General features: G+C 57.1%; 24 protein-coding genes and 1 tRNA gene. 22 read left to right on the top strand and 3 right to left on the bottom strand.

What is annotated here, in order from left to right; translation table 11 throughout:
- Window positions 1-3 precede the first annotated feature (3 nt).
- The 16 genes from rpe (at window position 4) to pyk (ending at window position 17,297) form a co-directional block, all read left to right on the top strand.
- Window positions 4-666, top strand: a complete 663-nt coding sequence (gene rpe, locus ACOH1Z_RS01410) for a ribulose-phosphate 3-epimerase (protein ID WP_449646716.1) — start codon at window positions 4-6, stop codon at window positions 664-666.
- Between the two features lie 36 nt (window positions 667-702).
- Complete coding sequence (locus ACOH1Z_RS01405) at window positions 703-1,077, top strand: FKBP-type peptidyl-prolyl cis-trans isomerase (protein ID WP_449646715.1); 375 nt, start codon at window positions 703-705, stop codon at window positions 1,075-1,077.
- A gap of 61 nt (window positions 1,078-1,138) precedes the next feature.
- Window positions 1,139-1,402: a phosphoribosyl-ATP diphosphatase gene (locus ACOH1Z_RS01400; protein ID WP_449646714.1), complete on the top strand. Its 264-nt coding sequence runs from the start codon at window positions 1,139-1,141 to the stop codon at window positions 1,400-1,402.
- A gap of 42 nt (window positions 1,403-1,444) precedes the next feature.
- On the top strand, window positions 1,445-2,287 hold the full coding sequence (gene hisG / locus ACOH1Z_RS01395; RefSeq protein ID WP_449646713.1) for an ATP phosphoribosyltransferase: 843 nt from the start codon (window positions 1,445-1,447) through the stop codon (window positions 2,285-2,287).
- 2 nt (window positions 2,288-2,289) lie between these two features.
- The gene (gene hisF / locus ACOH1Z_RS01390) at window positions 2,290-3,042 is read left to right on the top strand and encodes an imidazole glycerol phosphate synthase subunit HisF (RefSeq protein WP_449646712.1); all 753 of its coding nucleotides are present in this window, start codon (window positions 2,290-2,292) and stop codon (window positions 3,040-3,042) included.
- Entirely contained in the window at window positions 3,039-3,416 is a 378-nt protein-coding gene (hisI, locus tag ACOH1Z_RS01385) for a phosphoribosyl-AMP cyclohydrolase (protein ID WP_449646711.1), read from the top strand. Before hisF ends, hisI begins: the two co-directional genes overlap by 4 nt.
- Window positions 3,409-4,935, top strand: a complete 1,527-nt coding sequence (locus ACOH1Z_RS01380; protein ID WP_449646710.1) for an anthranilate synthase component I — start codon at window positions 3,409-3,411, stop codon at window positions 4,933-4,935. The genes hisI and ACOH1Z_RS01380 overlap by 8 nt, the downstream gene beginning before the upstream one ends.
- Window positions 4,936-4,937: 2 nt before the next feature.
- Window positions 4,938-5,501 carry a Trp biosynthesis-associated membrane protein gene (locus tag ACOH1Z_RS01375; RefSeq protein ID WP_449646709.1) on the top strand — a complete coding sequence of 188 codons (564 nt, stop codon included), beginning with the start codon at window positions 4,938-4,940 and terminating at the stop codon, window positions 5,499-5,501.
- Window positions 5,502-5,561: 60 nt separating this feature from the next.
- Entirely contained in the window at window positions 5,562-5,792 is a 231-nt protein-coding gene (locus ACOH1Z_RS01370) for a DUF6704 family protein (RefSeq protein WP_449646708.1), read from the top strand.
- 1 nt (window position 5,793) lies between these two features.
- Entirely contained in the window at window positions 5,794-6,564 is a 771-nt protein-coding gene (trpC, locus tag ACOH1Z_RS01365) for an indole-3-glycerol phosphate synthase TrpC (RefSeq protein WP_449646707.1), read from the top strand.
- Complete coding sequence (trpB, locus tag ACOH1Z_RS01360) at window positions 6,564-7,796, top strand: tryptophan synthase subunit beta (RefSeq protein WP_449646706.1); 1,233 nt, start codon at window positions 6,564-6,566, stop codon at window positions 7,794-7,796. Before trpC ends, trpB begins: the two co-directional genes overlap by 1 nt.
- Window positions 7,796-8,578 carry a tryptophan synthase subunit alpha gene (gene trpA / locus ACOH1Z_RS01355; protein ID WP_449646705.1) on the top strand — a complete coding sequence of 261 codons (783 nt, stop codon included), beginning with the start codon at window positions 7,796-7,798 and terminating at the stop codon, window positions 8,576-8,578. Before trpB ends, trpA begins: the two co-directional genes overlap by 1 nt.
- Window positions 8,579-8,611: 33 nt before the next feature.
- A complete protein-coding gene (gene lgt / locus ACOH1Z_RS01350; RefSeq protein WP_449648175.1) occupies window positions 8,612-9,661 on the top strand; it encodes a prolipoprotein diacylglyceryl transferase in 1,050 nt (349 codons plus the stop codon).
- A 105-nt stretch (window positions 9,662-9,766) separates the two neighbouring features.
- Window positions 9,767-14,341 carry a glutamate synthase large subunit gene (gene gltB, locus ACOH1Z_RS01345; protein WP_449646704.1) on the top strand — a complete coding sequence of 1,525 codons (4,575 nt, stop codon included), beginning with the start codon at window positions 9,767-9,769 and terminating at the stop codon, window positions 14,339-14,341.
- A complete protein-coding gene (locus tag ACOH1Z_RS01340) occupies window positions 14,334-15,791 on the top strand; it encodes a glutamate synthase subunit beta (RefSeq protein WP_449646703.1) in 1,458 nt (485 codons plus the stop codon). The genes gltB and ACOH1Z_RS01340 overlap by 8 nt, the downstream gene beginning before the upstream one ends.
- Window positions 15,792-15,851: 60 nt before the next feature.
- Window positions 15,852-17,297, top strand: a complete 1,446-nt coding sequence (gene pyk, locus ACOH1Z_RS01335) for a pyruvate kinase (RefSeq protein WP_449646702.1) — start codon at window positions 15,852-15,854, stop codon at window positions 17,295-17,297.
- Between the two features lie 151 nt (window positions 17,298-17,448).
- On the opposite strand, the gene ACOH1Z_RS01330 is transcribed toward pyk, so the two are convergent.
- A tRNA-Leu gene (locus ACOH1Z_RS01330) sits at window positions 17,449-17,531 on the bottom strand.
- Window positions 17,532-17,570: 39 nt separating this feature from the next.
- On the opposite strand from ACOH1Z_RS01330, the gene ACOH1Z_RS01325 reads away from it, so the two are divergent.
- Window positions 17,571-18,176: an ANTAR domain-containing response regulator gene (locus ACOH1Z_RS01325; RefSeq protein WP_009772227.1), complete on the top strand. Its 606-nt coding sequence runs from the start codon at window positions 17,571-17,573 to the stop codon at window positions 18,174-18,176.
- Window positions 18,177-18,235: 59 nt separating this feature from the next.
- On the opposite strand, the gene ACOH1Z_RS01320 is transcribed toward ACOH1Z_RS01325, so the two are convergent.
- Window positions 18,236-18,667, bottom strand: a complete 432-nt coding sequence (locus ACOH1Z_RS01320; RefSeq protein WP_449646701.1) for a PaaI family thioesterase — start codon at window positions 18,665-18,667, stop codon at window positions 18,236-18,238.
- 59 nt (window positions 18,668-18,726) lie between these two features.
- On the opposite strand from ACOH1Z_RS01320, the gene polA reads away from it, so the two are divergent.
- From polA to rpsA, 4 genes are all read left to right on the top strand, one after another.
- A complete protein-coding gene (gene polA / locus ACOH1Z_RS01315; protein ID WP_449646700.1) occupies window positions 18,727-21,393 on the top strand; it encodes a DNA polymerase I in 2,667 nt (888 codons plus the stop codon).
- A gap of 46 nt (window positions 21,394-21,439) precedes the next feature.
- Entirely contained in the window at window positions 21,440-21,706 is a 267-nt protein-coding gene (locus ACOH1Z_RS01310) for an HPr family phosphocarrier protein (protein WP_449646699.1), read from the top strand.
- Window positions 21,707-21,740: 34 nt separating this feature from the next.
- Window positions 21,741-23,459 carry a DUF885 domain-containing protein gene (locus ACOH1Z_RS01305; RefSeq protein ID WP_449646698.1) on the top strand — a complete coding sequence of 573 codons (1,719 nt, stop codon included), beginning with the start codon at window positions 21,741-21,743 and terminating at the stop codon, window positions 23,457-23,459.
- Between the two features lie 223 nt (window positions 23,460-23,682).
- Window positions 23,683-25,149: a 30S ribosomal protein S1 gene (rpsA, locus tag ACOH1Z_RS01300; RefSeq protein ID WP_449646697.1), complete on the top strand. Its 1,467-nt coding sequence runs from the start codon at window positions 23,683-23,685 to the stop codon at window positions 25,147-25,149.
- Window positions 25,150-25,312: 163 nt separating this feature from the next.
- Here the strand turns inward: rpsA and ACOH1Z_RS01295 are convergent, their stop codons facing one another.
- On the bottom strand, window positions 25,313-25,903 hold the full coding sequence (locus tag ACOH1Z_RS01295) for a DUF4126 domain-containing protein (protein ID WP_449646696.1): 591 nt from the start codon (window positions 25,901-25,903) through the stop codon (window positions 25,313-25,315).
- Window positions 25,904-25,942: 39 nt separating this feature from the next.
- Between ACOH1Z_RS01295 and coaE the strand changes: the two genes are divergently transcribed.
- Entirely contained in the window at window positions 25,943-26,560 is a 618-nt protein-coding gene (gene coaE, locus ACOH1Z_RS01290) for a dephospho-CoA kinase (RefSeq protein ID WP_449646695.1), read from the top strand.
- The last annotated feature ends 34 nt before the right edge of the window (window positions 26,561-26,594 follow it).

Below are 26,594 nucleotides of genomic sequence, written 5' to 3'. Positions count from 1 at the left end.
GCTATGTCAGTACGCATTAGTCCCAGCATCCTCGCCGCCGATTTTGTCAATCTCGAGCGTGACATTTCTCGCATCTCGAACGCCGATCTGGTTCACGTTGACATCATGGACAACCATTTCGTGCCTAATCTCACGTTTGGGCTACAGATGACTGAACGAATCCAGCAGGTGTCGCCGATCCCGCTCGACATTCACCTCATGATTGAGAACCCAGAACGGTGGGCTCCCGACTATGCAGACTTGGGTGCTTTTGCGGTCACCTTCCATGCCGAAGCCGCTAGGGATGCTGTTGCGCTCGCGCGCACGCTCCGATCTCAGGGCACGCGTGCTGGTGTCGCGGTTAAACCGGGGACGGCGATCGAGCCGTATCTCGAACTTCTTGAGGAATTCGATCAGGTACTAGTGATGACCGTTGAACCTGGCTTTGGTGGGCAAAGTTTCATGGAAGAGACGATGCCCAAATTGCGCCAGTTGCGTGAACTCGTCGATAAGCGTGGCCTCGATGTGTGGTTGGAAGTCGACGGAGGGGTCGATGAACAAACCATCGAAATTGCCGCTGCGGCTGGTGCGGACACTTTTGTTGCGGGGTCATCCGTTTATCGTGGATCCGATCCATCACTTCGAGTGTCAGAACTGCGCGAACGGGCAGCCGCACACCGTCATTAGTCGCCGGCAAGCGATCGGGTCTGGTTGACTAGTCCTATGAGCGATTCAGGAAAAACTAAGCCAGAGGTCGAGTTCTATGAGGGCCAAGCGCCCACTGAGCTTGTCATTATTGATATTGAAGAAGGAACCGGAGCCGAAGCAACTGCGGGTGCCACCGTTGACGTTCACTACTTGGGCGTAGATTTCGAATCCGGCGAGGAGTTCGATTCTTCATGGAGCCGCGGACAGTCCATCAACTTCCCTCTCACGTCTCTCATTAGCGGATGGCAAGAAGGTATCCCCGGGATGAAAGTTGGCGGACGTCGTCAGCTCATTTGCCCTCCTCACTTGGCATACGGCCCCGCTGGTGGAGGACACCAGTTGTCTGGTCGCACGTTGACCTTCGTGATCGACCTTCTCGGCACGAACTAGCTCCAGAGCTGCATCTCGCAAAACGGCAGGGGACCGTCCTTCGGGGCGGTACCCTTGACCTGTGAAAGACTTTGACGAACTTTTTGCAGAACTAAGCCGCAAAGCGGTCGAACGCCCAGCAGGGTCAGGGTCGGTAGCCTTGCTCGATGCTGGAGTGCACTCGATCGGCAAGAAGATCGTTGAGGAGGCCGCTGAAGTATGGATGGCCGCCGAATTCCAGTCTGACGAAGAGACTGCTGAAGAAATTTCTCAGTTGATCTATCACCTCCAGGTTCTCATGGTCGCCAAGGGGCTAACGCCCGACGACGTGTGGCGACATCTCTGACGCCAACACACCCCTTTTCGCGCGAACTGACTGAGAGTTGACATGTTAAGAGTTGCAGTGCCCAATAAGGGTTCACTGAGTGATACCGCTTCCGAAATGCTGTCGGAAGCTGGTTATGTTGGTCGCCGGGACCCCCGCGCGCTGAACGTACGTGACGAACGCAATGGCGTTGAGTTCTTTTACCTCCGCCCCCGCGACATCGCTACCTATGTTGGATCCGGCGCTCTCGACGTTGGGATCACTGGCCGAGACTTGCTTTTGGATTCGCAGTCGCCTGCTGTTGAAATTGCGAGCCTTGATTTTGGGGGATCCACCTTCCGTTTCGCCGGAACGCCCGGCCGCTTTTCTGAACTCTCCGATCTCAATGGAGTGAGGGTAGCCACCAGCTACGCAGGACTCGTTGGTGCGTTTCTTGAGCGTCACGGAGTAAAGGCAGAGCTCGTAGGCCTCGATGGTGCCGTCGAGTCCGCGATCCGCCTTGGAGTAGCGGATGCCGTTGCCGACGTCGTGTCCACTGGCTCAACGCTGCGCGCTCAGGGCCTCGAAATCTTCGGACCGGTCATCCTCGATTCCACCGCCGTTCTCATTAGCTCCGGCACGGCATCCGGAGATGGTGTCGCCACCCTTCAGCGCCGCCTTCAGGGAGTTCTTGTGGCTCGACAGTATGTGCTGATCGACTACGACGTTCCTGTTCGACTTCTTGACGCCGCTACGCAAGTGACTCCCGGTATCGAGAGCCCTACAGTCTCTCCGTTGCAGGATCCCGAATGGGTTGCAGTGCGCTCGATGGTTCGACGCACCGACACTAACCACGTCATGGACGAGCTCTACGCCGTTGGCGCACGCGCGATTCTCGTCAGCACCATCCACGCTGCGAGGATTTAGTCGTGGCTGTCGCAGTCCGAGTCATTCCGTGTCTCGACGTCGCCGACGGCCGGGTCGTCAAAGGCGTCAACTTTAAGGATCTTCGAGACGCAGGAGATCCCGTTTCGCTCGCCCGCCGCTATTACGACCAGGGCGCTGACGAAGTGACCTTCTTGGATGTCACGGCGACGGTAGAAGGTCGCGCGACGATGTACGACGTTGTCCGTTCAGCAGCGGAACAGATCTTCATCCCACTGACTGTTGGTGGGGGAGTCAGGGAACCCGACGACGTCTCCAAGCTTCTTGCCCATGGCGCAGACAAAGTTGGCGTCAATAGTGCAGCGCTCGCTCGACCGCAGCTCATTGATGACATTGCGCGACGTTTTGGTGCTCAAGTACTCGTATTGAGTCTCGATATTAAACGCCGCGGCGATGGCTGGATCGTGACCACGCACGGTGGTCGGACTGAGACCGATCGAGATGCGATCGACTGGGCCCGCGAGGCAATGGACCGTGGTGCAGGCGAATTGCTCGTCAACTCCATCGATGCAGATGGCACCAAACAGGGTTTCGACCTTGAGTTGGTCTCGGCGATTAGCGAATTTGCGACAGTGCCCGTCATCGCCAGTGGTGGTGCCGGTGCTGTGGAGCACTTCGCCCCGGCAATTGCCGCCGGTGCCGATGCCGTGCTTGCGGCATCCGTGTTCCACAATCGCCAACTGACTGTCGGCGATGTTAAAGAGTCACTTCGAAATCATGGATTGGTTACGCGATGAGCGACGAACTCACCCTGGCGACGATTAGCGATGTTCTTGAGCGGGCACAGTTCGCGCCTGACGGCCTGCTGCCGGCAATTATTCAGCAGTGGGATACCAAAGAGGTACTCATGCTTGGCTATATGAATGCGGAAGCACTGACCCGCACATTGACTGAGGGTCGAGTGACTTTCTATAGCCGAAGCAGGCAAGAACTTTGGCGCAAGGGTGATACCAGCGGCCACTTTCAGTTCGTTCGGACGGCAGCCCTCGATTGTGACCGAGATGCACTTCTCGTAGGTGTCGAGCAGGTCGGACCGGCGTGCCACACCGGAACTCACTCCTGCTTCGAGGTCGACCCGCTCGTTCCCGTTCAGGGATTCTCTAATGAATAGCACGACAGACCACGCGGAATTTGAGCGCCTCGTAGCGGTAGGAAACCGGGTCGTTCCGGTCATCCGTCAAGTCTTTGCTGACGGTGAGACGCCAGTGGGCGTGTACCGCAAACTTGCGCAGGCCAAGCCAGGTACTTTTCTTCTTGAATCGGCGGGCCAGGGTGGCATTTGGTCTCGATTCTCGTTCGTCGGCGTAGCGAGCTTTGGTGTGCTTACGCACAACGAAGAGTCCGTTGAGTGGATCGACTACGGCTTGTCGAGGGAGAGAGTTCTCGGCAACGATTGCCCCACAGCCCCGCTAGAGGCTCTAGCGCACCTCAACGAACGATGGAAGACACCAAGAGTTTCCGGCCACCCGCCTCTCACCGGCGGCCTCGTTGGCTTTATCGGGTGGGAAGCGATCCGACAGCTAGAGAACCTTCCGGATGCTCCGCCCGCCGATTTCGATGTTCCGAGCCAAGCACTGAGCTTCGTTTCCGATCTCGTTGTGCTCGACCACCGCAATGGCACAGTGTTGCTCATATCCACGGCGCTCAACGATGGAAATCTTGATTCCGCGACGATGTGGACGGAAGCGCAAACTCGACTCGACGTTTTGCAGACTGGGCTTGCTCGACCGACCGAAGCGTATCTCGCAGAGGTCGACATCGAGATTGAGCCGATCCCAATTCCTCGAACCACTCCTGATGAGTATGCGCAGGCCATCGCCAAATCTAAAGAGTTCATTCGTGAAGGTGACGTATTTCAAGTCGTCATCTCGCAGCGTTTCGATCACGAACTTAGTGCGAGTCCTCTCGACGTCTATCGAGTGCTCCGTACGCTCAATCCATCGCCATACATGTACCTGCTTTCCTTGGTCGATGTTTCTGGTCGCCCATACTCGATTGTCGGGGCCAGCCCCGAAGCGCTCGTCAAGGTGTCGCAAAAACGGGTGCACATGCATCCGATCGCTGGCTCGCGCCCGCGCGGAGTGGACACTGAACACGACCTCGAACTTGCTGAAGAGTTGCTCGCCGATACGAAAGAGCGCGCAGAACACCTCATGCTTGTCGATTTGGCTCGCAACGACCTTTTGAAGGTCTGTATCCCCGGCACTGTGGCCGTCACCGAATTTATGCAGGTGGAACGCTTCAGCCACATCATGCACTTGGTCTCGTCAGTTGAGGGCGACCTTTCGCCGAATGCTTCAGCCGTCGACGTATTCCGTGCCACGTTCCCGGCAGGAACGCTTTCTGGTGCGCCCAAGCCCCGCGCGCTGGAGATTATCGACGAGCTCGAGCCTGCTCAGCGCGGCGTGTATGGGGGAGTGGTTGGCTATTTCGACTTCGCTGGAGATGCTGATCTCGCGATCGCCATTCGCACGGTCACGATCGTCGATGGTATGGCGCGGGTGCAAGCTGGCGCTGGTCTGGTGGCCGACTCGGACCCTGCTGCTGAACATCAGGAAGCTAAGAACAAGGCGGCGGCTCCACTGCGCGCCGTCGCGGTGGCCAATGCGATGCGGCGGCTGAATTCGTGATCGTGAGACGCTCCAGAGCGATCGTGCTCGCTGCTCTCGTAATTTTGGGCGCGACCGTGATGCTCTCCTGGACTCAACAGTGGTTTACGATCGCGCTGTATGAAGGCTCAAGAGTTGACGTGCTCGGAAGTGATGCTGCCGGCTCGCTGGCAGCTCTGGCGCTATCGATCTTCGCGCTGGTTGCGGCACTCAGTCTTTCTTCCGTGATCGTGCGGCGCGTGCTGGGAGTTCTTGCCGCCGGTGTTGGTGCGATCATTGTGGCCGTGAGCCAGTCAGCAATCGCCGATCCGCTTCATTCCTCTGGTGCACTCATCACGGATGCCACCGGAATCAGTGGCGATGAGTCGCTTCGGTCTTTAGTCGACACTGTCAGTGTCAGCGGCTGGCCGATACCGGCGATAGTGGCAGGCGGGCTCATTGTCGTTGTGGGTTTGTTCGCGACGATTTCGGCCCACCGTTGGCCTGCACCCACTAAGAAATACGATCGTGCGACAGCAGTCGTTGCCGACGATCCAGCATCTCAATGGGACGCTCAGAGTCGGGGAATCGACCCAACTGCGAGCTGAGTGGCACAACCACGAGCTTTACTCCCGCTAGAATTTAGGATCAGCAAAGAATGGAGCCTGATGAGTACTGATACTGACCCCGGCCACGGAAACTCTCCTGCGGCATGGACTGCCGTCGTCATCATGTTGGTCGCGTTCACAATCGGAACGCTCGCATTCTGGTTCAATGTGCCGTGGCTCGTGTTTGCCTCGGCAGGGCTCGTCGTTGTCGGCCTGATCGTTGGCCAGATTCTGCGCAAACTCGGTTACGGCGTCGGTGGCGACAAGCTCACCGTCGAGCCCCACAACTAGAGTGCTCTCCGATTTAGTCGACGGCGCGCTCGAAGATGCCGCCGTTCGTCGTGAGGCTGTCAGTCTCGCTCAGGTAGAGCGTGCTGCTGCAGATGCTTTTCCGGCTCTGGATGCCCTTGAGGCTCTGTCGCCGCGCGAACGTGTGCACATCATCGCTGAGATCAAACGGTCTAGTCCATCTCGCGGTGCGTTAGCGGAAATCAGCGATCCGGCATCGCTAGCGTTGTCCTATCAAACCGGCGGCGCCAGTGCGATTAGTGTGCTCACCGAGCAGCGTCGATTCGGAGGTTCCCTTGAGGACCTCACGACGGTTAAAGCTGTTGTGCGACTTCCGGTCTTGCGTAAGGACTTTATCGCCGAGCCTTACCAAGTGTTTGAGGCTCGCGCTGCTGGTGCTGACCTCGTGCTCCTCATTGTTGCTGCTCTAGACCAGAAGATTCTCGAGCACCTTTACAACTTGATCGTCTCATTGGGCATGACGCCGTTGGTCGAAACGCATTCTGCTGACGAGGTTTCGCGGGCCTTGGATGTTGGGGCCAGCTTGGTCGGCGTCAACGCACGAAACCTGAGCACTTTCGAACTCGATCAGAACCTGTTCGGCGAGCTTGCCGATCAGATTCCTAGCGGAGTTATCCGCATTGCCGAATCTGCCGTGAAGTCTGCGGCTGATGTCGCCCACTACCGCAAGGCAGGCGCTGACGTCGTTCTCGTGGGCGAAGCCCTCGTTACCGGTGATCCCATTGCCACCCTGCAAGAATTTTTGGACTGCTAATGCTGAGAGATGAACTAGGACCGTATTTCGGAGAGTTCGGCGGGCGCTTTGTCCCCGAATCCTTGATCGCCGCTCTTGATGAGCTCGACGCTGCCTATAACGAGGCGAAGAACGATTCCTCGTTTCAAGCGGAGCTTGCGGAGTTGCACGCTAGTTACACCGGGCGGCCATCCATTATTACCGAGGTTCCGCGATTCGCGGAGCACGCGGGTGGTGCTCGAATCATCCTCAAGCGTGAGGACCTGAATCACACCGGTTCTCACAAAATCAACAACGTGCTCGGGCAAGCACTGCTCGCTCGTCGACTAGGTAAAACTCGCCTCATCGCAGAGACCGGGGCGGGGCAACATGGCGTAGCGACCGCAACAGCGGCAGCGCTGTTTGGCATGTCGTGCGTTGTCTACATGGGCGAAGTGGATACAGAACGCCAAGCACTGAACGTTGCGCGCATGCGTTTGCTTGGTGCAGAAGTCATTCCCGTGACAGCGGGCTCGCGCACCCTCAAAGATGCGATCAACGAGGCACTTCGCGACTGGGTTGCCAACGTCGAAGACACCCACTACCTCTTGGGGACTGTTGCTGGTCCGCATCCATTCCCTGTCATGGTGCGGGATTTCCACAAGGTGATCGGCGACGAAGCTCGCGAGCAAGTTGTGAAACTCACCGGCGCCCTTCCTACCGCGGTTGTAGCGTGTGTCGGCGGTGGCAGCAACGCTATGGGGATTTTCCACGCCTTTCTCGATGATGCCGACGTAGCGCTTTATGGCTACGAGGCGGCAGGAGAAGGGCACCTCACCGAACGTCATGCGGCGACCCTCACACGAGGCCGCCCTGGGGTCCTCCACGGTGCACGTAGCTACATGCTCCAGGACGCTGATGGCCAGACCGTTGAATCACACTCGATTTCTGCCGGCCTCGACTATCCGGGTGTTGGCCCTGAACACTCGTGGCTGAAAGATATCGGGCGGGCAGACTACTTGCCCATCACCGATGCTGAGGCGATGGATGCTCTGCGCTTGTTGAGCAGAACCGAAGGCATCATCCCCGCCATTGAGTCTGCACATGCGTTGGCTGGGGCCATCAACTTGGGCAAGGAACTCGGGCCAGACTCCGTGATCTTGGTAAACCTCAGCGGCCGCGGTGACAAAGATATGGAAACTGCTGCAGAATACTTCGACCTCATCGATGCGGAAGCGGCTTCGGCTGCTACTTCCCGCGCGGAGGAAAAGTAATGAGCACCGTAGAAGACACCATCGCCCAGGCAAATCGTGATCGCTCAGGTGCGTTAATCGGATACCTTCCTGTCGGTTTCCCGACCATCGCCGACAGTATTGAGGCTGCCGTTGCTCTCGCCGAGAATGGTGTCGACGTCATTGAACTTGGCTTGCCATACTCCGACCCGGTGATGGACGGCCCCGCAATTCAGAAAGCGACCCAGCAGGCTCTCGCTAATGGTTTCCGGCTTCAAGACGGGTTTGATGCCGTGGCGGAGATCACGTCGCGAGTGTCGGCACCGGTGCTCTTGATGAGCTACTGGAACCCGATCATGCAATTTGGGGTCGATCGGTTCGCAGACGAACTCAAGGCTGCTGGGGGAGCGGGCATCATTACGCCTGACCTTGTTAGCGATGAGGCCGCAGAATGGATTGCGGCATCAGACCGCACAGGTCTTGACCGAGTCTTCCTCGCAGCCCCGTCGTCCAGCGATGCCCGGTTAGTTCGCGCTGTTGAGGCAAGCACTGGATTCGTCTATGCGGTCTCCACGATGGGAATTACGGGCGCCCGTTCTGATGTCGATACCGCAGCGAAAACTTTGGTTGCGCGCTTGCGAAACGCGGGTTCCACGAGCGCGTGCGTTGGACTGGGGATTTCGACCGCTGATCAAGTGCGTGAGGTGCTCAGCTACGCGGATGGTGCAATTGTCGGCTCAGTATTCGTCAGCGCTTTGGCCAATGGCGGGGTGAGCGCCGTAGCACAGACGGCAGCGTCGCTTTCGACCGGTACGCTTGCTTAGTCGCAGTCCAGAAAGGTGACCCTCTTGTCATTAGTGCCCCTCAGTATTCCGAGCCCGCCCGATTCATGGTCGACGCTCGCGACAATTCCGTTCGGCCAATGGTTGAGCGGTCTGGGCGTCAATCCCAACCAGGCGATCGTGATCCACACGTACGCGATCTGCATTCTGCTGGGAATCATTGCGGCTACCTGGTTGACTTCACGTCGGCTCACTAATCGTGGTGCTGAACCCGGGATTGTTCTCGACATCATCATTTGGGCTGTGCCTCTTGGTTTGGTTGGTGCGCGCGCCTATCACGTGTTGACTCACCCTGGCGATTACTTCTATGACGGCGCGGATCCCTGGGAAGTCATCCGTATCTGGAATGGTGGAAATGCGATTTTCGGGTCGCTTATCGGTGGAGCCGTCGGTGCCTATATTGGCGCGCGTACGACCGGAATACGGTTCTGGAGCTTTGCGGATGCTCTCGCTCCTGCGATTCTCTTGGCTCAGGCTATTGGTCGTCTCGGCAACTATTTCAACCATGAGCTCTTCGGCCAGCCTACTGATTTGCCGTGGGGTCTCGAGATCGAGGCGGGTAATTCAGCAATCCCTGCAGGGTTGCCCGTTGATACCCTGTTCCACCCGACTTTTTTGTACGAAATGATCTGGAATGTTGTCGGCATCGTCTTCTTGCTCACAATGGAGCGTCAATACGGTTTCGTAAAGAAGCATGTTCTTGGACTCACCCTTCCCGTCTTCACGGCTACAGGCCCAATTCGCCTCCAGTGGGGCAAGGTGTGGGCGCTGTACATGATTTGGTATGGCGTCGGCCGTGTCTGGTTCGAGTCGATTCGCATTGATCCCAGCGAGGTTTATCTCGGACTCAGAGTTAACGTGTGGGGCGCAATCTTCACCGTGGCCTTCGGCATTATTCTCTTCGTTGTGCAGTCACGTCGTCACGTTGGTGTCGAAAAGAGCGCCTACGTCGATGGTCACGTGTGGACCGCCGATGGTGTTGTAAACTCCGATGAAACGTATTCTGAGCATGACATAGTCGTCAACGCTGCCGAGGAGTCCGCTCCTGTCACTGCTTCGAAATAGTCCGCCACAAGCGGCGATACCCCTCAGGCCCCTATCGGGCGCTGAATTTTCTCTGGGCCACTGAAGTCCCTCTCCGCACCAGTAATAACGTGAGGACGGTACGGCATGGCTGTTACCCCACCCTTTGAACGCTTTGGTTCGATCCCAGCAGCAGCAGGGATGTACGACCCATCCAATGAGAAAGATGCTTGTGGTCTCGCCATGGTGGCGACGCTTCGCGGCACCCCTGGGCACGATATTATTACGACGGCGCTTGAGGCGCTTCGTAACCTAGAACATCGCGGCGCGGTCGGTTCCGATGCCGGAACCGGCGACGGCGCGGGCATCATGACTCAGATTCCCGATGATTTCTTTCGAGAGGTCGTCGATTTTGAGCTGCCGAGCAACGGCCGTTACGCCGTCGGCAATGTTTTCCTTCCGCTCGATAGCGCCGCCCGTCACGATGTTAAAGCTGGCATCGAGAAGCTTGCTGCCGAGGAAGATCTCACGGTATTGGGGTGGCGCGATGTGCCGATTCAGCCCGATGAGCTCGGAAGTCTCGCCCGCGGAGCAATGCCGGCTATTGAGCAGCTCTTTTTGCAGTCCAAACGTGTCGACTTGAAAGGAACGCTGCGCGGCATTCATCTCGACCGCCAGACGTATCGTCTCCGTAAGCGTGCAGAACGTGATCTGCACGCTTACTTCCCCTCGCTTTCCTGTCGGACGATCACCTACAAGGGCATGGTGACGACGCTCCAGCTCGAGCCTTTCTATCCTGACCTTTCCGATGTGCGTTTCGCGTCAAAGCTCGCGCTCGTGCACTCGCGCTATTCAACGAATACTTTCCCTTCGTGGCCTTTGGCGCAGCCATTCCGCATGGTCGCTCACAATGGCGAGATCAACACTGTGCAGGGCAACCGTAACTGGATGCGTGCACGGCAATCGCAGCTCGAATCTGCGGTTTTCGGAGATATTAACGACATCCTGCCGGTCAATACTCCAGGTGCAAGCGACTCAGCGTCCTTCGATGAGGTCGTCGAGTTGTTGAACCTTGCGGGTCGCCCACTCCCACACGCAATGATGATGATGGTTCCCGAGGCGTACGAGAACCAGGTTGATGCAGATCCTCGCCGTCGGGCGTTCTACGAATATCACTCGATGTTGATGGAGCCCTGGGACGGCCCAGCAGCACTCGTCTTCACTGACGGTTCGCTGGTAGGCGCAACGCTCGACCGCAACGGACTTCGTCCCGGACGCTACCTTGTGACCGACGATGGACTCGTCGTACTCGCCAGTGAGATCGGCGTATTCGACGTCGATCCCATCAAGGTTGTTCGCAAGGGACGCTTGCGTCCCGGCAAGATGTTCTTGGTCGACACTCAGGCCGGTCGCTTGATCGAGGATGACGAGATCAAGGCAGAGCTTGCGGCATCGCAACCGTGGGCTGAGTGGCTTGAGAGCGGTCGAATTGCCCTCGAAGAGCTGCCGGAGCGCGAGCACATCGTGCATACCCCGGCGTCAGTTACTCGTCGTCAACGCACCTTCGGGTACACCGAAGAAGAAGTACGCATTCTTATCGAACCGATGTCACGGTTGGGCGCAGAGCCGCTCGGTGCTATGGGATCCGATACGCCCATTGCGGTACTTTCGGAGCGCCCACGACTACTTTTCGACTACTTCACTCAGCAGTTTGCGCAGGTGACGAACCCACCACTCGACTCGATTCGTGAGTCGGTTGTTACGTCGATGCGTCTCGGAGTTGGCCCGCAACGTAACTTGCTAGCGGCGACCCCTGAGCATGCCAAACAGGTCGCTCTGCCGTTCCCGGTAATCGACAATGATGAGTTGGCCAAGATTCAGCACATCGAACCGCATCCCGGCTCCCGCCTCGCGACGACCATTAAGGGTCTCTATCGAGTTGATGCTGGACCATCAGCGATGGAAGCGCGGTTGGCGGCGATGTGCGCCGAGGCCGATGCGGCTATTGCCGATGGCGCAGAGTTCATCGTGCTCTCCGACCGAGACTCGAATAAGGACCTCGCACCGATTCCATCGCTGCTCATGGTCGCTACGGTGCACCATCACTTGATTCGCCAGCATGACCGCATGAAGGTTGGGCTGATGGTGGAAGCTGGCGATGTGCGCGAGGTTCATCATGTGGCTCTTCTTGTGGGCTACGGCGCGTCAGCAATTAACCCGTATCTGGCGATGGAAACCGCTGAAGAGCTCGTTCGTAATGGCACGATCACTGATGTGAGCGCCGAGAAGGCAGTTCGTAATCTGATCACCGCGCTTGGCAAAGGCGTGTTGAAGATCATGTCCAAGATGGGCATCTCGGTAGTGAGCTCCTATGCGGGAGCTCAGGCCTTCGAAGCTGTCGGTCTTTCTCAGGCGTTCGTCGATCAGTATTTCACTGGCACCAAGAGCATCTTGGGTGGCGTGGGCCTCGATGCCATCGCTCGGGAAAATGCTGCACGTCACACTGCCGCTTATCCCGAGGACCGTGCGCCAACGGTTCACGAACGTCTCAACACCGGTGGAGAATATCAGTGGCGCCGTGAGGGCCCACCGCATCTGTTCAACCCGGAGACTGTTTTCAAGCTTCAGCACTCGACTCGCACGCGTCGCTACGACATCTTCCGTGAGTACACCTCGCAAGTAGATGAGCAAGCGGAAAACTTGATGACCTTGCGTGGACTCTTCGCCTTCAAGACTGAGGGTCGCGAGGCTGTACCGATCGACGAGGTCGAGTCGGTAGCGAGCATTGTCAAGCGGTTCAGTACCGGTGCAATGAGCTACGGCTCGATTAGCAAAGAAGCTCACGAAACACTGGCTATCGCCATGAATCAACTCGGAGCGCGTTCGAACACTGGCGAAGGTGGCGAGGACGTCGAACGACTTCTCGACCCCTCTCGTCGGAGCGCAATCAAGCAGGTTGCTTCTGGCCGTTTTGGCGTGACGAGCATGTACTTGACCCATGCAGACGACATCCAAATCAAGATGGCTCAGGGAGCAAAGCCTGGTGAGGGCGGTCAGCTGCCGGCGAGCAAGGTGTATCCGTGGATCGCACGGACGCGCCACGGCACACCCGGAGTCGGATTGATTTCGCCGCCGCCGCACCACGACATCTACTCGATCGAAGACCTCAAGCAATTGATCTTCGACCTCAAGCGGTCGAACCCGTCGGCTCGAGTCCACGTCAAACTGGTGAGCCAGAAAGGCATCGGAGCAGTTGCGGCCGGCGTCACGAAGGCAAAAGCGGATGTTGTGTTGGTATCTGGCCATGATGGCGGAACGGGCGCTAGCCCCCTGAATTCGCTCAAGCATGCTGGCACGCCGTGGGAAATCGGTTTGGCCGAAACCCAGCAGACGCTCATGCTCAACGGAATGCGTGACCGCGTTACGGTTCAGGTTGATGGTCAGATGAAGACGGGCCGTGACGTGATCATCGGTGCGCTTCTCGGTGCAGAAGAGTACGGGTTCGCGACGGCGCCCCTTGTGGTGTCTGGGTGCATCCTGATGCGGGTTTGTCACCTCGATACGTGTCCTGTCGGTGTCGCGACTCAGAATCCCGAGTTGCGTGAACGCTTTACGGGCAAGCCGGAGTTCATCGTCAACTTCTTTGAGTTCTTGGCTCAAGAGGTCCGTGAATACTTGGCGCAGCTAGGATTCCGCACGCTGGAAGAAGCGATCGGCCACAGCGAACTGCTTGACATGAACCGGGCAATCTCACACTGGAAGACTGACGGCCTAGATCTGACTCCAGTATTTGAGGGACCGGTATTCGCTGACGATGAGCCTCGCACTCAGTCGGTGGCTCAAGATCACGAACTCGATGAGCACTTCGACCAGCAGCTTATTGAACTCAGCCGCGCGGCATTGGAGAACAAGAGCTCTGTTTCGATCGATCTGCCTGTGCGCAATACTGATCGCGCAGTGGGCACGATGCTCGGTCATGAGGTTACGCGTCGTCACGGCGAGCACGGTCTGCCGATTGACACGATCACCATCACGCTGCATGGTTCAGCGGGCCAATCACTTGGTGCCTTCGTTCCGGCAGGTATTTCGTTGAAGCTGTACGGTGACAGCAACGACTATGTCGGCAAGGGACTGTCCGGAGGTTCGGTCGTTGTCCGGCCTGATCTGGCGAGTGTTTTCCCCGCCGAGACAAATGTGATCGCGGGAAACGTTATTGGTTATGGCGCCACGAGCGGCAGCATCTTCATTCGTGGAAAAGTGGGCGAGCGCTTTATGGTTCGCAATTCCGGAGCGACTGCGGTAGCGGAAGGCGTTGGTGACCACGCTCTTGAGTACATGACCGGCGGTCTCGTACTCATCCTTGGCACGACGGGGAGAAACCTCGGTGCGGGGATGTCTGGTGGCACCGCGTACATTCACCAATTGCGTGAAGAACGCGTTAACGCCGAGTCTTTGAGCTCCGGCGAACTGGGCTTGAGCGAACTCGGCAGCGCTGATGTAGAAATTCTGAAAGATCTGCTCGAGCTTCATCGTGCCGAAACAGGGTCGGTTGTTGCCGAAAAAATGCTCGCCGATATGGATGCTACGGCTGCCCAGTTTACGAAGGTGACTCCGCGCGATTATGCGGCAGTAATCGAAACTCGAGCAACCGCACTGGCCGAAGGACTCGACCCCGATGGGGACGTTACTTGGGCGCGAATCAAGGAGGTTACCGGTGGCTGATCCCAAGGGATTCCTCAAGGTACAAGAGCGTGAGCTTCCCAAGCGACGCCCCGTCAGTCTTCGACTGATGGATTTCAAAGAAGTGTACGAACAGCAAGAGTCGGGTCAATTGGCTCGTCAAGCTGGCCGTTGTATGGACTGCGGTATTCCGTTCTGTCATCAGGGATGCCCGCTTGGCAATTTAATTCCTGAGTGGAACGACCTGATGCGTCGGGGAGAGAGCGCCGAAGCAATTGAGCGGCTGCACGCGACGAACAACTTCCCCGAGTTCACCGGGCGGCTGTGTCCTGCACCGTGCGAGAGTTCGTGTGTTTTGGGTATCAACCAACCAGCAGTAACGATCAAACAGATTGAAGTTTCGATCATTGATCAGGCATTTGCCGATGGCAATGTCACCCCACACCCTCCTGGTCGGCTGACGGGCAAGACGGTTGCCGTTGTTGGATCAGGTCCCGCTGGTTTGGCTGCCGCTCAGCAACTAACGCGCGCTGGTCATACGGTTGCGGTGTTCGAGCGTGAGGACCGCATCGGTGGATTGCTTCGCTACGGCATCCCCGACTTCAAGATGGAAAAGCGCCACATTGAGTTGCGTCTTGCCCAGATGCAGGCTGAGGGAACTCGTTTTCGCGCTGGAGTAAACATTGGTGTCGACATCTCGTGGAACGATCTGCGGTCGCGTTACGATGCCGTCGTTGTTGCTACCGGCGCTACGGTGCCGCGCAACTTGCCGGTGCCCGGCCGCGACTCTCTCGGTGTGCACTACGCCATGGAATACCTCGTTCAATCGAACAAGGTTGTTGCCGGCGACTCTGTGAGCGAACAAATCACTGCTGAAGGCAAGCACGTCGTGGTTTTGGGCGGTGGAGACACCGGAGCGGACTGCATCGGCACGGCACATCGCCAAGGAGCGCTCTCCGTTACGAACCTTGCCATTGGAGTCCAGCCTCCGGCGGAGCGCCCAGAACACCAGCCGTGGCCCCTGACCCCCACACTCTTCGAGGTGTCCAGTGCCCATGAGGAGGGCGGCGAGCGACTCTACTTGGCATCGACCGTTGAGTTCGTGACTAACTCTGTCGGCGAAGTGCGTGCGATCAAGGTCGCCGAGACCGAATTCGTCGATGGCCGCAGAGTGCCGAAGGCGGGGACCGAACGCGAAATTCCGGCCGATCTCGTGCTGCTCGCGCTCGGATTTACTGGTCCCGAGACAGACTTGCTCAACAAGCAGCTGCCACTCGGATCAGATGATCGTGGCAACCTGACGCGCGACGCTGACTACCAGAGCGACACTCCCGGCGTTTACGTCGTTGGGGATGCTGGCCGTGGTCAGTCATTGATCGTGTGGGCTATTGCCGAGGGGCGGGCTGCGGCATCCGCTGTAGATCGGTACCTTGAAGGGGACACGCAATTGCCGTTCCCTGTTTTGCCCAGCGATCGCGGGATGACCGTGTAGCTGTATCACCACCACTAGTACCACCACCCATTCACCACCACTGAATTGTCAAAGGAAGTTATGAGACGCGCAAAAATCGTCGCGACGCTCGGCCCGGCTACGTCGAGCTACGAGAACATCAGGGCAATCATCGATGCAGGTGTCGATGTTGCTCGCATGAACCTCAGCCATGGAAACTACGCCGTCCACGAAGAGGTGTACGCGAATGTGCGTCGTGCCGCCGAGGACGCTGGCAAGCCGGTTGCAGTGATGGTTGACCTTCAGGGCCCTAAGATTCGTCTTGGCAAGTTCGAAGATGGACCCTACGACCTCGCAGTCGGTGACATTTTCAAGATCACGATCGACGATATCGTCGGTAACCGCGAGATTTGCGGGACTACTTTCAAGGGATTGCCTCAGGATGTGGCCCCTGGCGACTTCCTGCTCATTGATGATGGCAAGGTCAAGGTCAAGGTTGTGAGCGCGACGGATACTGTCGTGACCACCGAAGTCATCGTTGCTGGCGCCGTATCGAACAACAAGGGCATCAACTTGCCTGGTGTTGCAGTCAACGTTCCTGCTCTGTCGGAAAAGGACGAAGACGACCTTCGCTGGGGTCTCAAGCTTGGCGCTGACCTGATCGCGTTGTCGTTCGTTCGCAATGCTGAAGACATCGTTCGGGTTCACGAGATTATGGACGAAGAGGGCCGTCGGGTTCCTGTCATCGCGAAGATCGAGAAGCCACAGGCTGTCGATCACCTTGAGGCAATCATTGACGCCTTTGACGCCATCATGGTTGCGCGTGGCGACCTTGGCGTTGAACTTCCTCTCGAGGCGGTTCCGATTGTTCAGAAGCGTACTGTCGAGTTGGCTCGCCGGATGGCTAAGCCGGTCATTGTTGCGACCCAAATGCTTGAGTCCATGATTTCTAGCCCCGTACCGACGCGCGCGGAAACGTCCGACGTCGCCAATGCGATTTTGGACGGTGCTGACGCCGTCATGCTCAGCGGCGAAACCAGCGTGGGGGAGTACCCCGTGATCACGGTTCAGACCATGGCAAAGATTGTTGCTTCAACAGAAGAACACGGTCTCGACCGTATTGCTGAGCTGGGCACGAAGCCGAAGACACAGGGCGGTGCAATCACACTTGCAGCAGCCGATGTTGCCGCGTTCGTTGAAGCAAAATATGTCTGTGTCTTCACCGAATCTGGTGACTCTGCACGTCGGATGTCACGACTGAGGTTCCGCATTCCCATGAAGGCCTTCACGCCGAACCCTGAGATTCAACGCCGCATGTCGCTGATCTGGGGAATCGAATCATTCATTGTCGACCGTGTTACCCACACGGATGAAATGTACCGCCAAGTTGATCAAGTTCTGCTTGATCAGAAGCTCGCTGAGATTGGGGACAAGGTAGTCGTTATTTCCGGTTCCCCTCCCGGAATCGCGGGATCGACAAATGACCTTCGCGTGCACATCATCGGTGACGCGATTAACGCCAAGGCGCCAGTCTGGGCGAACAACTAGTTCACTCAGATAATTGTCGCCAGCGTGCCGGCGAGGACCCAACGGTTCTCGCCGGCACGCGCCGTTAACGAACAATGCGATAGCGGATGGCGCGTTAACGAATAAGACCGAGATCAGGGGTTCTGATCTCGGTCTCATTCTGTAAATATTGTGCCGAATGTGGGACTCGAACCCACACGTCCTTTCGAACAAAGCATTTTGAGTGCTCCGCGTCTACCATTCCGCCAATTCGGCTGACTACAACGCTGAATAGAATACCGTAGGCTTGCACTTGTGACTGACCAAAACACCAATCCCACTGCTCCTCGCCGCGTCGTCGTTGCCGAAGATGAGTCTCTCATCCGCATGGACATCGTAGAAATTCTCCGTGACGCCGGCTATGAGGTTGTCGGTGAAGCCGGTGACGGCGAGACCGCCGTGGCCTTGGCCACAGAGTTGCGCCCCGATCTGGTCATCATGGATGTCAAGATGCCTCAGCTCGACGGCATCTCAGCCGCTGAACGCCTGAGCGCCAACCACATCGCCCCGGTCGTGCTGCTTACCGCCTTCAGCCAGAAGGAGCTCGTAGAGCGTGCTTCAGAGGCTGGTGCGCTTGCCTATGTCGTCAAGCCGTTCACTCCGAGCGATCTGCTGCCAGCGATTGAGATTGCGCTTAGTCGCTATGCGCAGATCATTACTCTCGAAGCTGAAGTCAGTGACCTCGTCGAGCGTTTCGAAACTCGCAAACTCGTTGATCGCGCCAAGGGCCTACTGAATGAAAAAATGGGGCTGAGCGAACCTGATGCATTCCGTTGGATTCAGAAGGCATCTATGGATCGTCGCTTGACGATGCACGATGTGTCGCAGGCCATCATCGACCAGCTCAGCGCCAAGAAGTAGTTTCTGGCGCGTTATCGCGCCGCCTTGAGGCCCGCACTGATCTTGGGGCCCGCACCGCGCTATGGGGTGTGGCGATCCTTCAGGATGTTCGTGATGCGAACCGTCGAGAGTCGACGCTCCTGTTCGTCACGGATCACGATTTCGTGAGTGGCCAGTGTGCGGCTCAGAGCGATCGCGGTACACGTCGCGGTGACTATTCCTTCGCGCACTGCTCGGGTGTGGGTCGCGTTCACTTCGATGCCCATGGCGACTCGACCGGGGCCGGCATGAATCGCAGAAGATATTGAGCCAAGTGACTCGCCGAGAACCACGTGAGCGCCGCCGTGCAAAATACCGATCACCTGGGTGTTGCCCTCAACGGGCATAGTCGCAACCGAACGTTCGGCTCCCAACTCAAGAAACTCGATCCCCATCTTCTGGGTGAGTGCTCCGCCTCCTGATTCAATAAGTCGTGCGACGAGTTCAGGATCGAGGTCATCGGGATACTTCACAGAGGGGCCCTTCAAGCTAAGTCGTTCCGGCTGTCGGCAGGCGCGGCTAGGCTGGCTGCGTGTCGGATAATCAAAAGCCTACCCTCATGATCATTGACGGCCACTCGTTGGCCTTCCGAGCGTTTTACGCGCTCCCTGTCGATAGTTTTCAGAACAGGGAGGGTCAACATACCAATGCCATTCACGGCTTCTTGTCGATGCTGATCTCTCTCTTGCAGAATGAGAAACCCACGCATCTCGCCGTGGCGTTCGATATTTCCCGCTATTCCTTCCGCACGCGGGAGTACCCCGAATACAAAGGGACGCGTGGCGAAACGCCTGTCGAGTTCGTGGGGCAAATTCCGCTGCTGGAGGAGGCTCTCAAGGCCATGGGTGTCCAAACTCTCAGCAAAGAAGATTACGAAGCAGACGACATCCTCGCCACGCTCGCCCATGAGGGTTCCGACAACGGCTACCGGGTACTTGTTGTTTCTGGCGACCGTGATGCAATTCAAATGGTCAACGATGATGTCACTTTGCTTTATCCAAATGCTCGTGGCGTTTCCGAGTTGAAGCGGTACGACCGCGATGCTGTTTTCGAACGCTACGGCGTGGAACCCCACCAATATCCGGATGTCGCAGCTTTGGTTGGCGAGACCAGTGACAACCTCATCGGCGTTGACAAAGTGGGGGAGAAGACCGCGGTCAAGTGGATCAATCTCTACGGATCGCTTGACGAAGTGCTAGCTCATGCCGAAGAAATTAAGGGCGTGGTTGGGCAAAATTTGCGGGATCAGATGGATCGCGCGGTTCGCAACCGCAAGCTCAACCACCTTCTTACTGATGTCGAATTGCCGGTTACCGTCGGCGATCTCGACCGACGCCCCATCGACGAAGCAGCAGTTCAGGAAGTTTTTGATCGACTCCAGTTCAAAACTCTGCTTCAACGCGTGCTCAAGATTGCGGCAGCGGAACGCGGCGATGAACCCGCCTCGTCGACAGCCCTCGAAACAGCAACCACTGTTCCCGTTGTGCGCACGATGGTTGATGAAGAACTTGCTAAGTGGATTGCTACGAACAGCGCTCAAGGCACAAAGCCTCTCGGCCTCACACTGACAACCGTTGACGGCAAGGTGACCGGCCTCGGGCTAGCAACCGCAACCGAAACTGCTTTTGTGCCCTGGGCAGCAGACCGACTCGACTACGCAGCGCTCACCGAGTGGTTAGCCAGCGACGCTCCGAAGTTCATGCATTCCGCCAAAGCGCAGCTCAAGGTCGCCTTGGCTAACGGTCTCGAGATCGCCGGGATTGCCTTCGATACGATGCTTGCTGCATGGGTGCTCAAGCCAAGCGGAAAACCTGAAGAGCTCGAGGCCCAGGTGTACAACTACCTAGGCGAAACGATCGAACAAAGCGACCCCAATCAGCTTGTACCCGAAACAGAGGCGCTGAGCGCCGCGACGCTGTCTTGGTATGTTATTCGCGTCGCGGAATATCTTGCCGGTCGACTAGACGAAGGTTCGCTCGGTGTTCTGACCGAGATCGAGATGCCGCTTGTTCCTGTATTTGCTCGAATGGAGCGTTCGGGCATTGCCGTGAATCGGCAATTGCTCAACGATCTCAGTACTTCACTGTCTGAAACAGCAGCAGAAGTCGCTCGCAATGCCTTCGAGGTAATTGGGCGCGAGATTAATTTAGGTAGTCCGAAGCAGCTTCAAGAGGTGCTGTTCACTCAGCTGGAGATGCCAAAGACGCGCGCAAACAAGACCGGCTATTCCACGGATGCCGCTAGCCTTGCTGACCTGCAAGAGCAAGCTCCGCATCCGTTCCTCGATCTATTGCTCAAGCACAGGGATGCCACAAAGCTGGCTCAAATCATCACCGGTATTGAGAAAGCGATTGATGAGTCGGGTCGCGTACACACAACGTACGAGCAAGCAGGGTCAAGCACCGGTCGCATTGCGTCTAATGAACCCAATCTGCAGAACGTTCCCATCAAAACAGCGACAGGACGGCAGATTCGATCAGCTTTCGAAGCTGGCGCTGGATTCGACACTCTATTGACCGCCGATTATTCGCAGATTGAAATGCGCATCATGGCCCATCTTTCTGGAGATGAAGGGCTCATTCAGGCTTTCAACGATGGCGAAGATTTGCATCGTTTTGTCGGATCCAGAATCTTTGGAGTTGAGCCGGCCGATGTCACGTCGGAAATGCGAACCAAGGTGAAAGCGATGTCCTACGGCTTGGCTTACGGACTCAGTGCTTTCGGCCTCAGTAAGCAATTACGTATTGAGACGAGCGAAGCCAAGGCACTAATGACGGACTACTTTGCGCGGTTCGGTGCTGTGCGGGACTACTTGCGCAATGTTGTCGAGCAGGCGCGAGTCGACGGCTACACCACAACGATATTCGGTCGCCGGCGACCCTTTGGCGACCTTAATTCGAAGAATCGTGTTTTGCGTGACAACGCTGAGCGCCAAGCATTGAACTCACCCATTCAGGGATCGGCCGCCGATATCCTCAAAATTGCGATGTTGCAGATCGATGCCGATATTCGTGAGGGCGAACTTAAATCGCGGATGCTTCTCCAAGTTCACGATGAATTGGTCTTTGAAATCGCTGGGGGAGAGCTTGAGCAAATGACTACTATCGTTCATGAGCGGATGTCGGGTGCTGCGAACCTCTCTGTCCCGCTAGACGTTCAAATTGGTACGGGACACAACTGGGATTCGGCAGCTCATTAGGGTTTTCAAGAATTACGGCGAACACTAGCCGCAGCGAGGAGCAGAGATGACAAGCAGAACCGCAACCATCGGATCAAAGGTGGGGCTTCACGCTCGCCCAGCATCTCTATTTGCTCAAGCGGTAAGTACCTGTGGAGTGACAGTGATGCTCACCGACTCGACAGGCAAGACTGTCAACGCGGCGAGCATTCTCAGCGTGCTATCGCTGGGGATCGAGTTCGGTCATTCTGTGACGTTGACATCCGATGATGACGGCGCAGAAGCCGCGCTTGAGTCGTTAGCTCGGCTGCTTGCTAGCGAACTAGACGACTAGCAACAAGATCCGCTAAAAAAGGAGCCAGACAAAGATGTCAGAATCGAAGCTTCAGCCAAGCAACGAGGATTCCTGTGCATCGCGTGAGTCCACGCCGATCGACGCGATCGCCGAAGAGTGGGTTGAGACTTTGACAAGACTCAACCCAGCAATCGGTACCTGGATCGGATCGCCGGGTGCGCATTCTGGGTATGCCGACTATTCACCAGAAGGGCACTCTGAGATTGTTGAAGCTACTCGCGATGTCCTAGAGCGTCTCAAGAATGAGGCTGTTGTTGACCACGTGGATCTCGTTACCAAGTCCGATATGGTGTCGACGCTGCAGCTTGAACTCGACTCTGATGCTGCGAGCTTGTGGATGCGCGATCTCAATAATCTGGCAAGCCCAGCTCAAGACATCCGTGGCGTACTCGATCTCATGCCCACTGCGTCCGGAGACGATTGGTCGGTTATTGCAGACCGACTTCACAACATTCCCGCCGCGATCGATGGCTACATTGCCACCCTCCGCCACGGCATTGATCAGGCGGTCGTTCCGGCCAAGCGTCAAGTTGCTGAAGTTATCGCTCAGGCGAAACAAATCTCAGCACCGGGTGGATTCTTCGATAGCTTTATCGCGGCGGCTCAGCCAGTTGCAGCAGGCGATGCAGCTCTAGAAAGTGCTCTAAACGACGGTGCGTCGGAAGCGGCCAAAAGTTACCTCAAACTCGAAGAGTTTCTCCGCACTGAACTAGCTCCACGAGCTTCGATGCAAGACGCCTTCGGCCGGGAGCTTTATACCCTCCAGTCCCAGAGCTTCCTTGGTTCCAAGATCGATCTCGACGAAACCTATGAGTGGGGAATTGAAGAACTCGCTCGCATGACTCGTGAGCAAGAAGAAATCGCCCGTGAAATCAAGCCAGGGGCTACAGTCGCGGAAGCGATTGCTCATCTCGATTCAGATCCTGCGCGGACTCTCCATGGCACCGAGGCGCTCCGCGAGTGGATGCAGCACCTGAGCGATGAGGCCGTGAATGCCTTGGCCGGCACACATTTCGATATTGCAGAGCCCATGCGAGCGCTTGAGTGCATGATCGCTCCAACACACGACGGAATCATCTACTACACCGGGCCAAGCGACGACTTCTCGCGCCCCGGCCGCATGTGGTGGTCAGTGCCAGAGTCGGTGACCGAATTCACTACGTGGCGAGAAGCGACAACCGTTTACCACGAGGGCGTGCCCGGCCATCATCTTCAGATCGCTCAGGCCGTATACAACCGCAATCAGTTGAATACCTACCGTCGACAGCTGTCTGGCACTTCGGGTCACGCCGAGGGGTGGGCTCTCTACGCTGAACGGTTTATGAGCGAGCTTGGTTTTCTTGATGATCCAGCGAATCGCTTCGGCATGCTCGACGGCCAGCGGATGCGTGCAGCGCGGGTTGTTCTCGACATCGGTGTACATCTGGGCAAGCCCAAACTCGACGGGACCGGAGTCTGGGACTGGGACTACGCTCTTGACTTCATGACGAAGAATGTCACGCTCGATCCCGCTAATGTTCGGTTTGAAGTGAACCGTTACTTTGGCTGGCCGGGCCAAGCCCCGTCCTACAAAGTAGGACAGCGAATCTGGGAAGAGCTGCGAGACGAGTGCAAAGCGCGCGAAGGCGAGTCCTTCGATTTGCGCGCCTTCCATCGCCGAGCACTCAACGTCGGGGGAGTAGGGCTTGACACTCTGCGAACCGCAGTACTCGCCCACTATGAAAAGCCCTAGCGAGGATGCTGATTTCATATCCGTGCCGTGAAGGCGCAGTTTTCCCCAACTAAAGAGAAACACTGGGGTCGGCTGGTTGGTTTTCCCTCACCTGAGGCGCTAGGCTGGAGTGTCGCAATTGCGACTTCTTATTCGCCTGCCTGCGGCGATCACAAAATTACTTATTGCCGTTGGCCCAATTGTGCGCTTTTCGAAGCGCAACCCATACCGGAGCTACTACTACATGACAATCGCAACGACCGACAAGGCACCCAAGCAGGTCGCCATCAATGACATTGGATCTGCTGAAGATTTTCTCGCCGCGGTCGAAAAGACTCTGAAGTTCTTCAACGATGGTGACCTTATCGAAGGTACCGTCGTCAAAATCGATCGTGACGAGGTTCTCCTCGACGTCGGTTACAAGACCGAGGGTGTAATCCCCTCCCGTGAACTTTCCATCAAGCACGACGTTGACCCCACCGAGGTTGTCAACGTTGGCGACACCGTTGAGGCTCTTGTTCTTCAGAAAGAAGACAAAGAAGGCCGTCTCATCCTGTCGAAGAAGCGCGCACAGTACGAGCGTGCATGGGGCGACGTCGAACTCATCAAGGAATCGGATGGCGTTGTCACCGGTTCTGTCATTGAGGTCGTCAAGGGTGGACTCATCGTCGACATCGGTCTTCGTGGATTCCTCCCCGCATCGCTCATCGAGCTTCGCCGCGTTCGCGACCTCACGCCGTACCTCGGCCAGGAGATCGAAGCGAAGATCCTCGAACTCGACAAGAACCGCAACAACGTTGTTCTGTCGCGTCGTGCCCTTCTCGAAGAGACTCAGTCGGCTAGCCGCACTTCGTTCCTCAACAACTTGGCCAAGGGCCAGGTTCGCAAGGGTGTCGTTTCCTCGATCGTCAACTTCGGTGCGTTCGTTGATCTCGGCGGCGTAGACGGACTCGTCCACGTTTCTGAGCTCTCCTGGAAGCACATTGAGCACGCTTCAGAAGTTGTTGAAGTTGGCCAGGAAGTTACCGTCGAAATTCTTGAGGTTGACCTCGAGCGCGAGCGCGTTTCGCTGTCGCTCAAGGCAACGCAGGAAGACCCGTGGCAGGTATTCGCCCGCACCCACGCAATCGGACAGGTTGCACCGGGTAAGGTCACCAAGCTCGTTCCGTTCGGTGCGTTCGTTCGCGTCGCAGACGGCATCGAGGGTCTCGTTCACATCTCCGAGCTCTCCGGCAAGCACGTTGAGCTCGCCGAGCAGGTTGTTTCGGTTGGCGACGAAGTATTCGTCAAGGTCATCGACATCGACCTCGAGCGCCGTCGCATCTCGCTTAGTCTCAAGCAGGCTAACGAGGGCGTTGACCCAGAAGGTACCGAGTTCGACCCGGCACTCTACGGAATGCTCACGGAGTACGACGACCAGGGCAACTACAAGTACCCCGATGGTTTCGACCCCGAGACCAACGAGTGGAAAGACGGCTTCGAGTCACAGCGCGAGAAGTGGGAGCAGGACTATGCTGCCGCTCAGGAGCGTTGGGAACAGCACAAGAAGCAGGTTGCTGCAGCCGCCATTCAGGAAGAGTCGATCAGCAGTGCACCTGCTGGATCGTCCTCGTTCTCGAACGACGAGGCAGCATCCGCTGCTGGTTCAGGAACCCTTGCAGACGACGAGACTCTCGCCGCTCTGCGCGAAAAGCTTTCGAGCAACAACTAGTCTCTAGTTGAATTTCTGTGGCCAGTCTCCTTCGGGAGGCTGGCCACAGTCCGTTAACGGGAGAAGCATCCAGCGGACGAGAGCTCGCTTGCCAACGCCGGCAGCGAGGGTGCGAGGCCCTCGATCACAAGCTGGTGCGAGGCGAGCAACTGGCTGAGGTCCGCTACTGGCGGGTTAGCCGTCCGCGTCGTGATCGACGAATCCGCACAATGACGAGAGCAACCAGGGCGATTAGGGCAACAAGGCCGATCACCGGCACGAGTAGTGCCATGAAGCTCAGCAGCACGCTGCTGAGATCTTCGGCAGCGCTCACTACGGGCGCAGCAGTGCCCGCGCTAGCAGCGTTGAGGGCGGGGCGCGCTAGCATCTTCGTGGCGTGCGTTCCGAACGCGAGGAGGACACCAACCGCAACGGGAACCCAAGCATGGGAACTGAAGAACGCGGCGGGATCGGTGACAACGGCGGTTTCGGATGCAGCTCCAGTGCCGAAGGCGATCCCTCCCGCGGCGGGGCGTATGACACTTTGGATCCAGTCATTGACGGAATCCACGACGGGGATTTTGTCCGCCACGATTTCGACGACAAGAAGCACACCGAGAATCACCAAGACCCAAGGATTTTCGAGCCAAGTCCACGCGCCCGGCAACTCAACGAAATCAAAGACTCGCCCTGCGAGCCCCAAAATTAGCAGCGGGATGTAGGCATTGAGTCCGGCCGCTACAGCCAGACCGCTACCGGTAAGCACCTCAAGCATCCGGAGTTCCTTTCAACACGCTGAGGCTAGCATTAGAGAATGCACTTATTAGCGCTCACCGGTGGCATTGCGTCAGGTAAGTCCACAGTTGCACAGCGCTGGAAACAGCACGGTGCGGTCGTAGTGGATGCGGATGCTCTGGCTCGCGAAGTGGTCGAGCCCGGCTCGCGAGTTCTTGACGTGATTGCTCATCGATTCGGCCCCGGCGTGCTTTCGGAGGACGGGTCGCTGAACCGTGCAGCGCTGGGCAACATAATCTTTCGAGACAGTCAGGCTCGGGAGGACCTCAACGCCATCACTCATCCCGCGATCGGGCGACTTGCGCAACGTCATTTTGACGATGCTGCTCGGCTGAATCCCGATGCGATTATCGTCTACGACATCCCATTGCTAGTGGAGTCTGCACAGTCTCTCGACCGCTTTGAGTTCGTTGTCACGGTTGAAGCTGAACCTGAAGTACGGATTCAACGACTCATTGAGCATCGGGGGATGTCTCAGAGCGAGGCTCGGGGCCGTGTGGAATCCCAGGCCACATCCCAAGATCGTCGCGCCGTTGCCGACTTCGTTATTGAGACAAATGGTTCGCTTGACGATACCGAGCATCAAGCCGACCAAGTGTGGTCCCGCATCGACTCGCAACTGCAGGCGTCGCTCTAATCAAGTTGTCAGTGCGCATGCTTAGACTTGAGTA

This window comes from Rhodoglobus sp. (assembly GCF_053580035.1).
Note: the sequence above shows the minus strand (reverse complement) of the source record. Positions and strands in the feature narration are given on the sequence as shown.

Coding starts and splice junctions, on each gene's coding strand:
- coaE (WP_449646695.1), top strand. CDS start 25,943: ATGCACTTATTAGCGCTCACCGGTGGCATTGCGTCAGGTAAGTCCACA.
- ACOH1Z_RS01305 (WP_449646698.1), top strand. CDS start 21,741: ATGTCAGAATCGAAGCTTCAGCCAAGCAACGAGGATTCCTGTGCATCG.
- rpe (WP_449646716.1), top strand. CDS start 4: ATGTCAGTACGCATTAGTCCCAGCATCCTCGCCGCCGATTTTGTCAAT.
- ACOH1Z_RS01370 (WP_449646708.1), top strand. CDS start 5,562: ATGAGTACTGATACTGACCCCGGCCACGGAAACTCTCCTGCGGCATGG.
- trpA (WP_449646705.1), top strand. CDS start 7,796: ATGAGCACCGTAGAAGACACCATCGCCCAGGCAAATCGTGATCGCTCA.
- pyk (WP_449646702.1), top strand. CDS start 15,852: ATGAGACGCGCAAAAATCGTCGCGACGCTCGGCCCGGCTACGTCGAGC.
- ACOH1Z_RS01380 (WP_449646710.1), top strand. CDS start 3,409: ATGAATAGCACGACAGACCACGCGGAATTTGAGCGCCTCGTAGCGGTA.
- rpsA (WP_449646697.1), top strand. CDS start 23,683: ATGACAATCGCAACGACCGACAAGGCACCCAAGCAGGTCGCCATCAAT.
- ACOH1Z_RS01295 (WP_449646696.1), bottom strand. CDS start 25,903: ATGCTTGAGGTGCTTACCGGTAGCGGTCTGGCTGTAGCGGCCGGACTC.
- ACOH1Z_RS01405 (WP_449646715.1), top strand. CDS start 703: ATGAGCGATTCAGGAAAAACTAAGCCAGAGGTCGAGTTCTATGAGGGC.
- trpB (WP_449646706.1), top strand. CDS start 6,564: ATGCTGAGAGATGAACTAGGACCGTATTTCGGAGAGTTCGGCGGGCGC.
- hisI (WP_449646711.1), top strand. CDS start 3,039: ATGAGCGACGAACTCACCCTGGCGACGATTAGCGATGTTCTTGAGCGG.
- ACOH1Z_RS01310 (WP_449646699.1), top strand. CDS start 21,440: ATGACAAGCAGAACCGCAACCATCGGATCAAAGGTGGGGCTTCACGCT.
- hisG (WP_449646713.1), top strand. CDS start 1,445: ATGTTAAGAGTTGCAGTGCCCAATAAGGGTTCACTGAGTGATACCGCT.
- gltB (WP_449646704.1), top strand. CDS start 9,767: ATGGCTGTTACCCCACCCTTTGAACGCTTTGGTTCGATCCCAGCAGCA.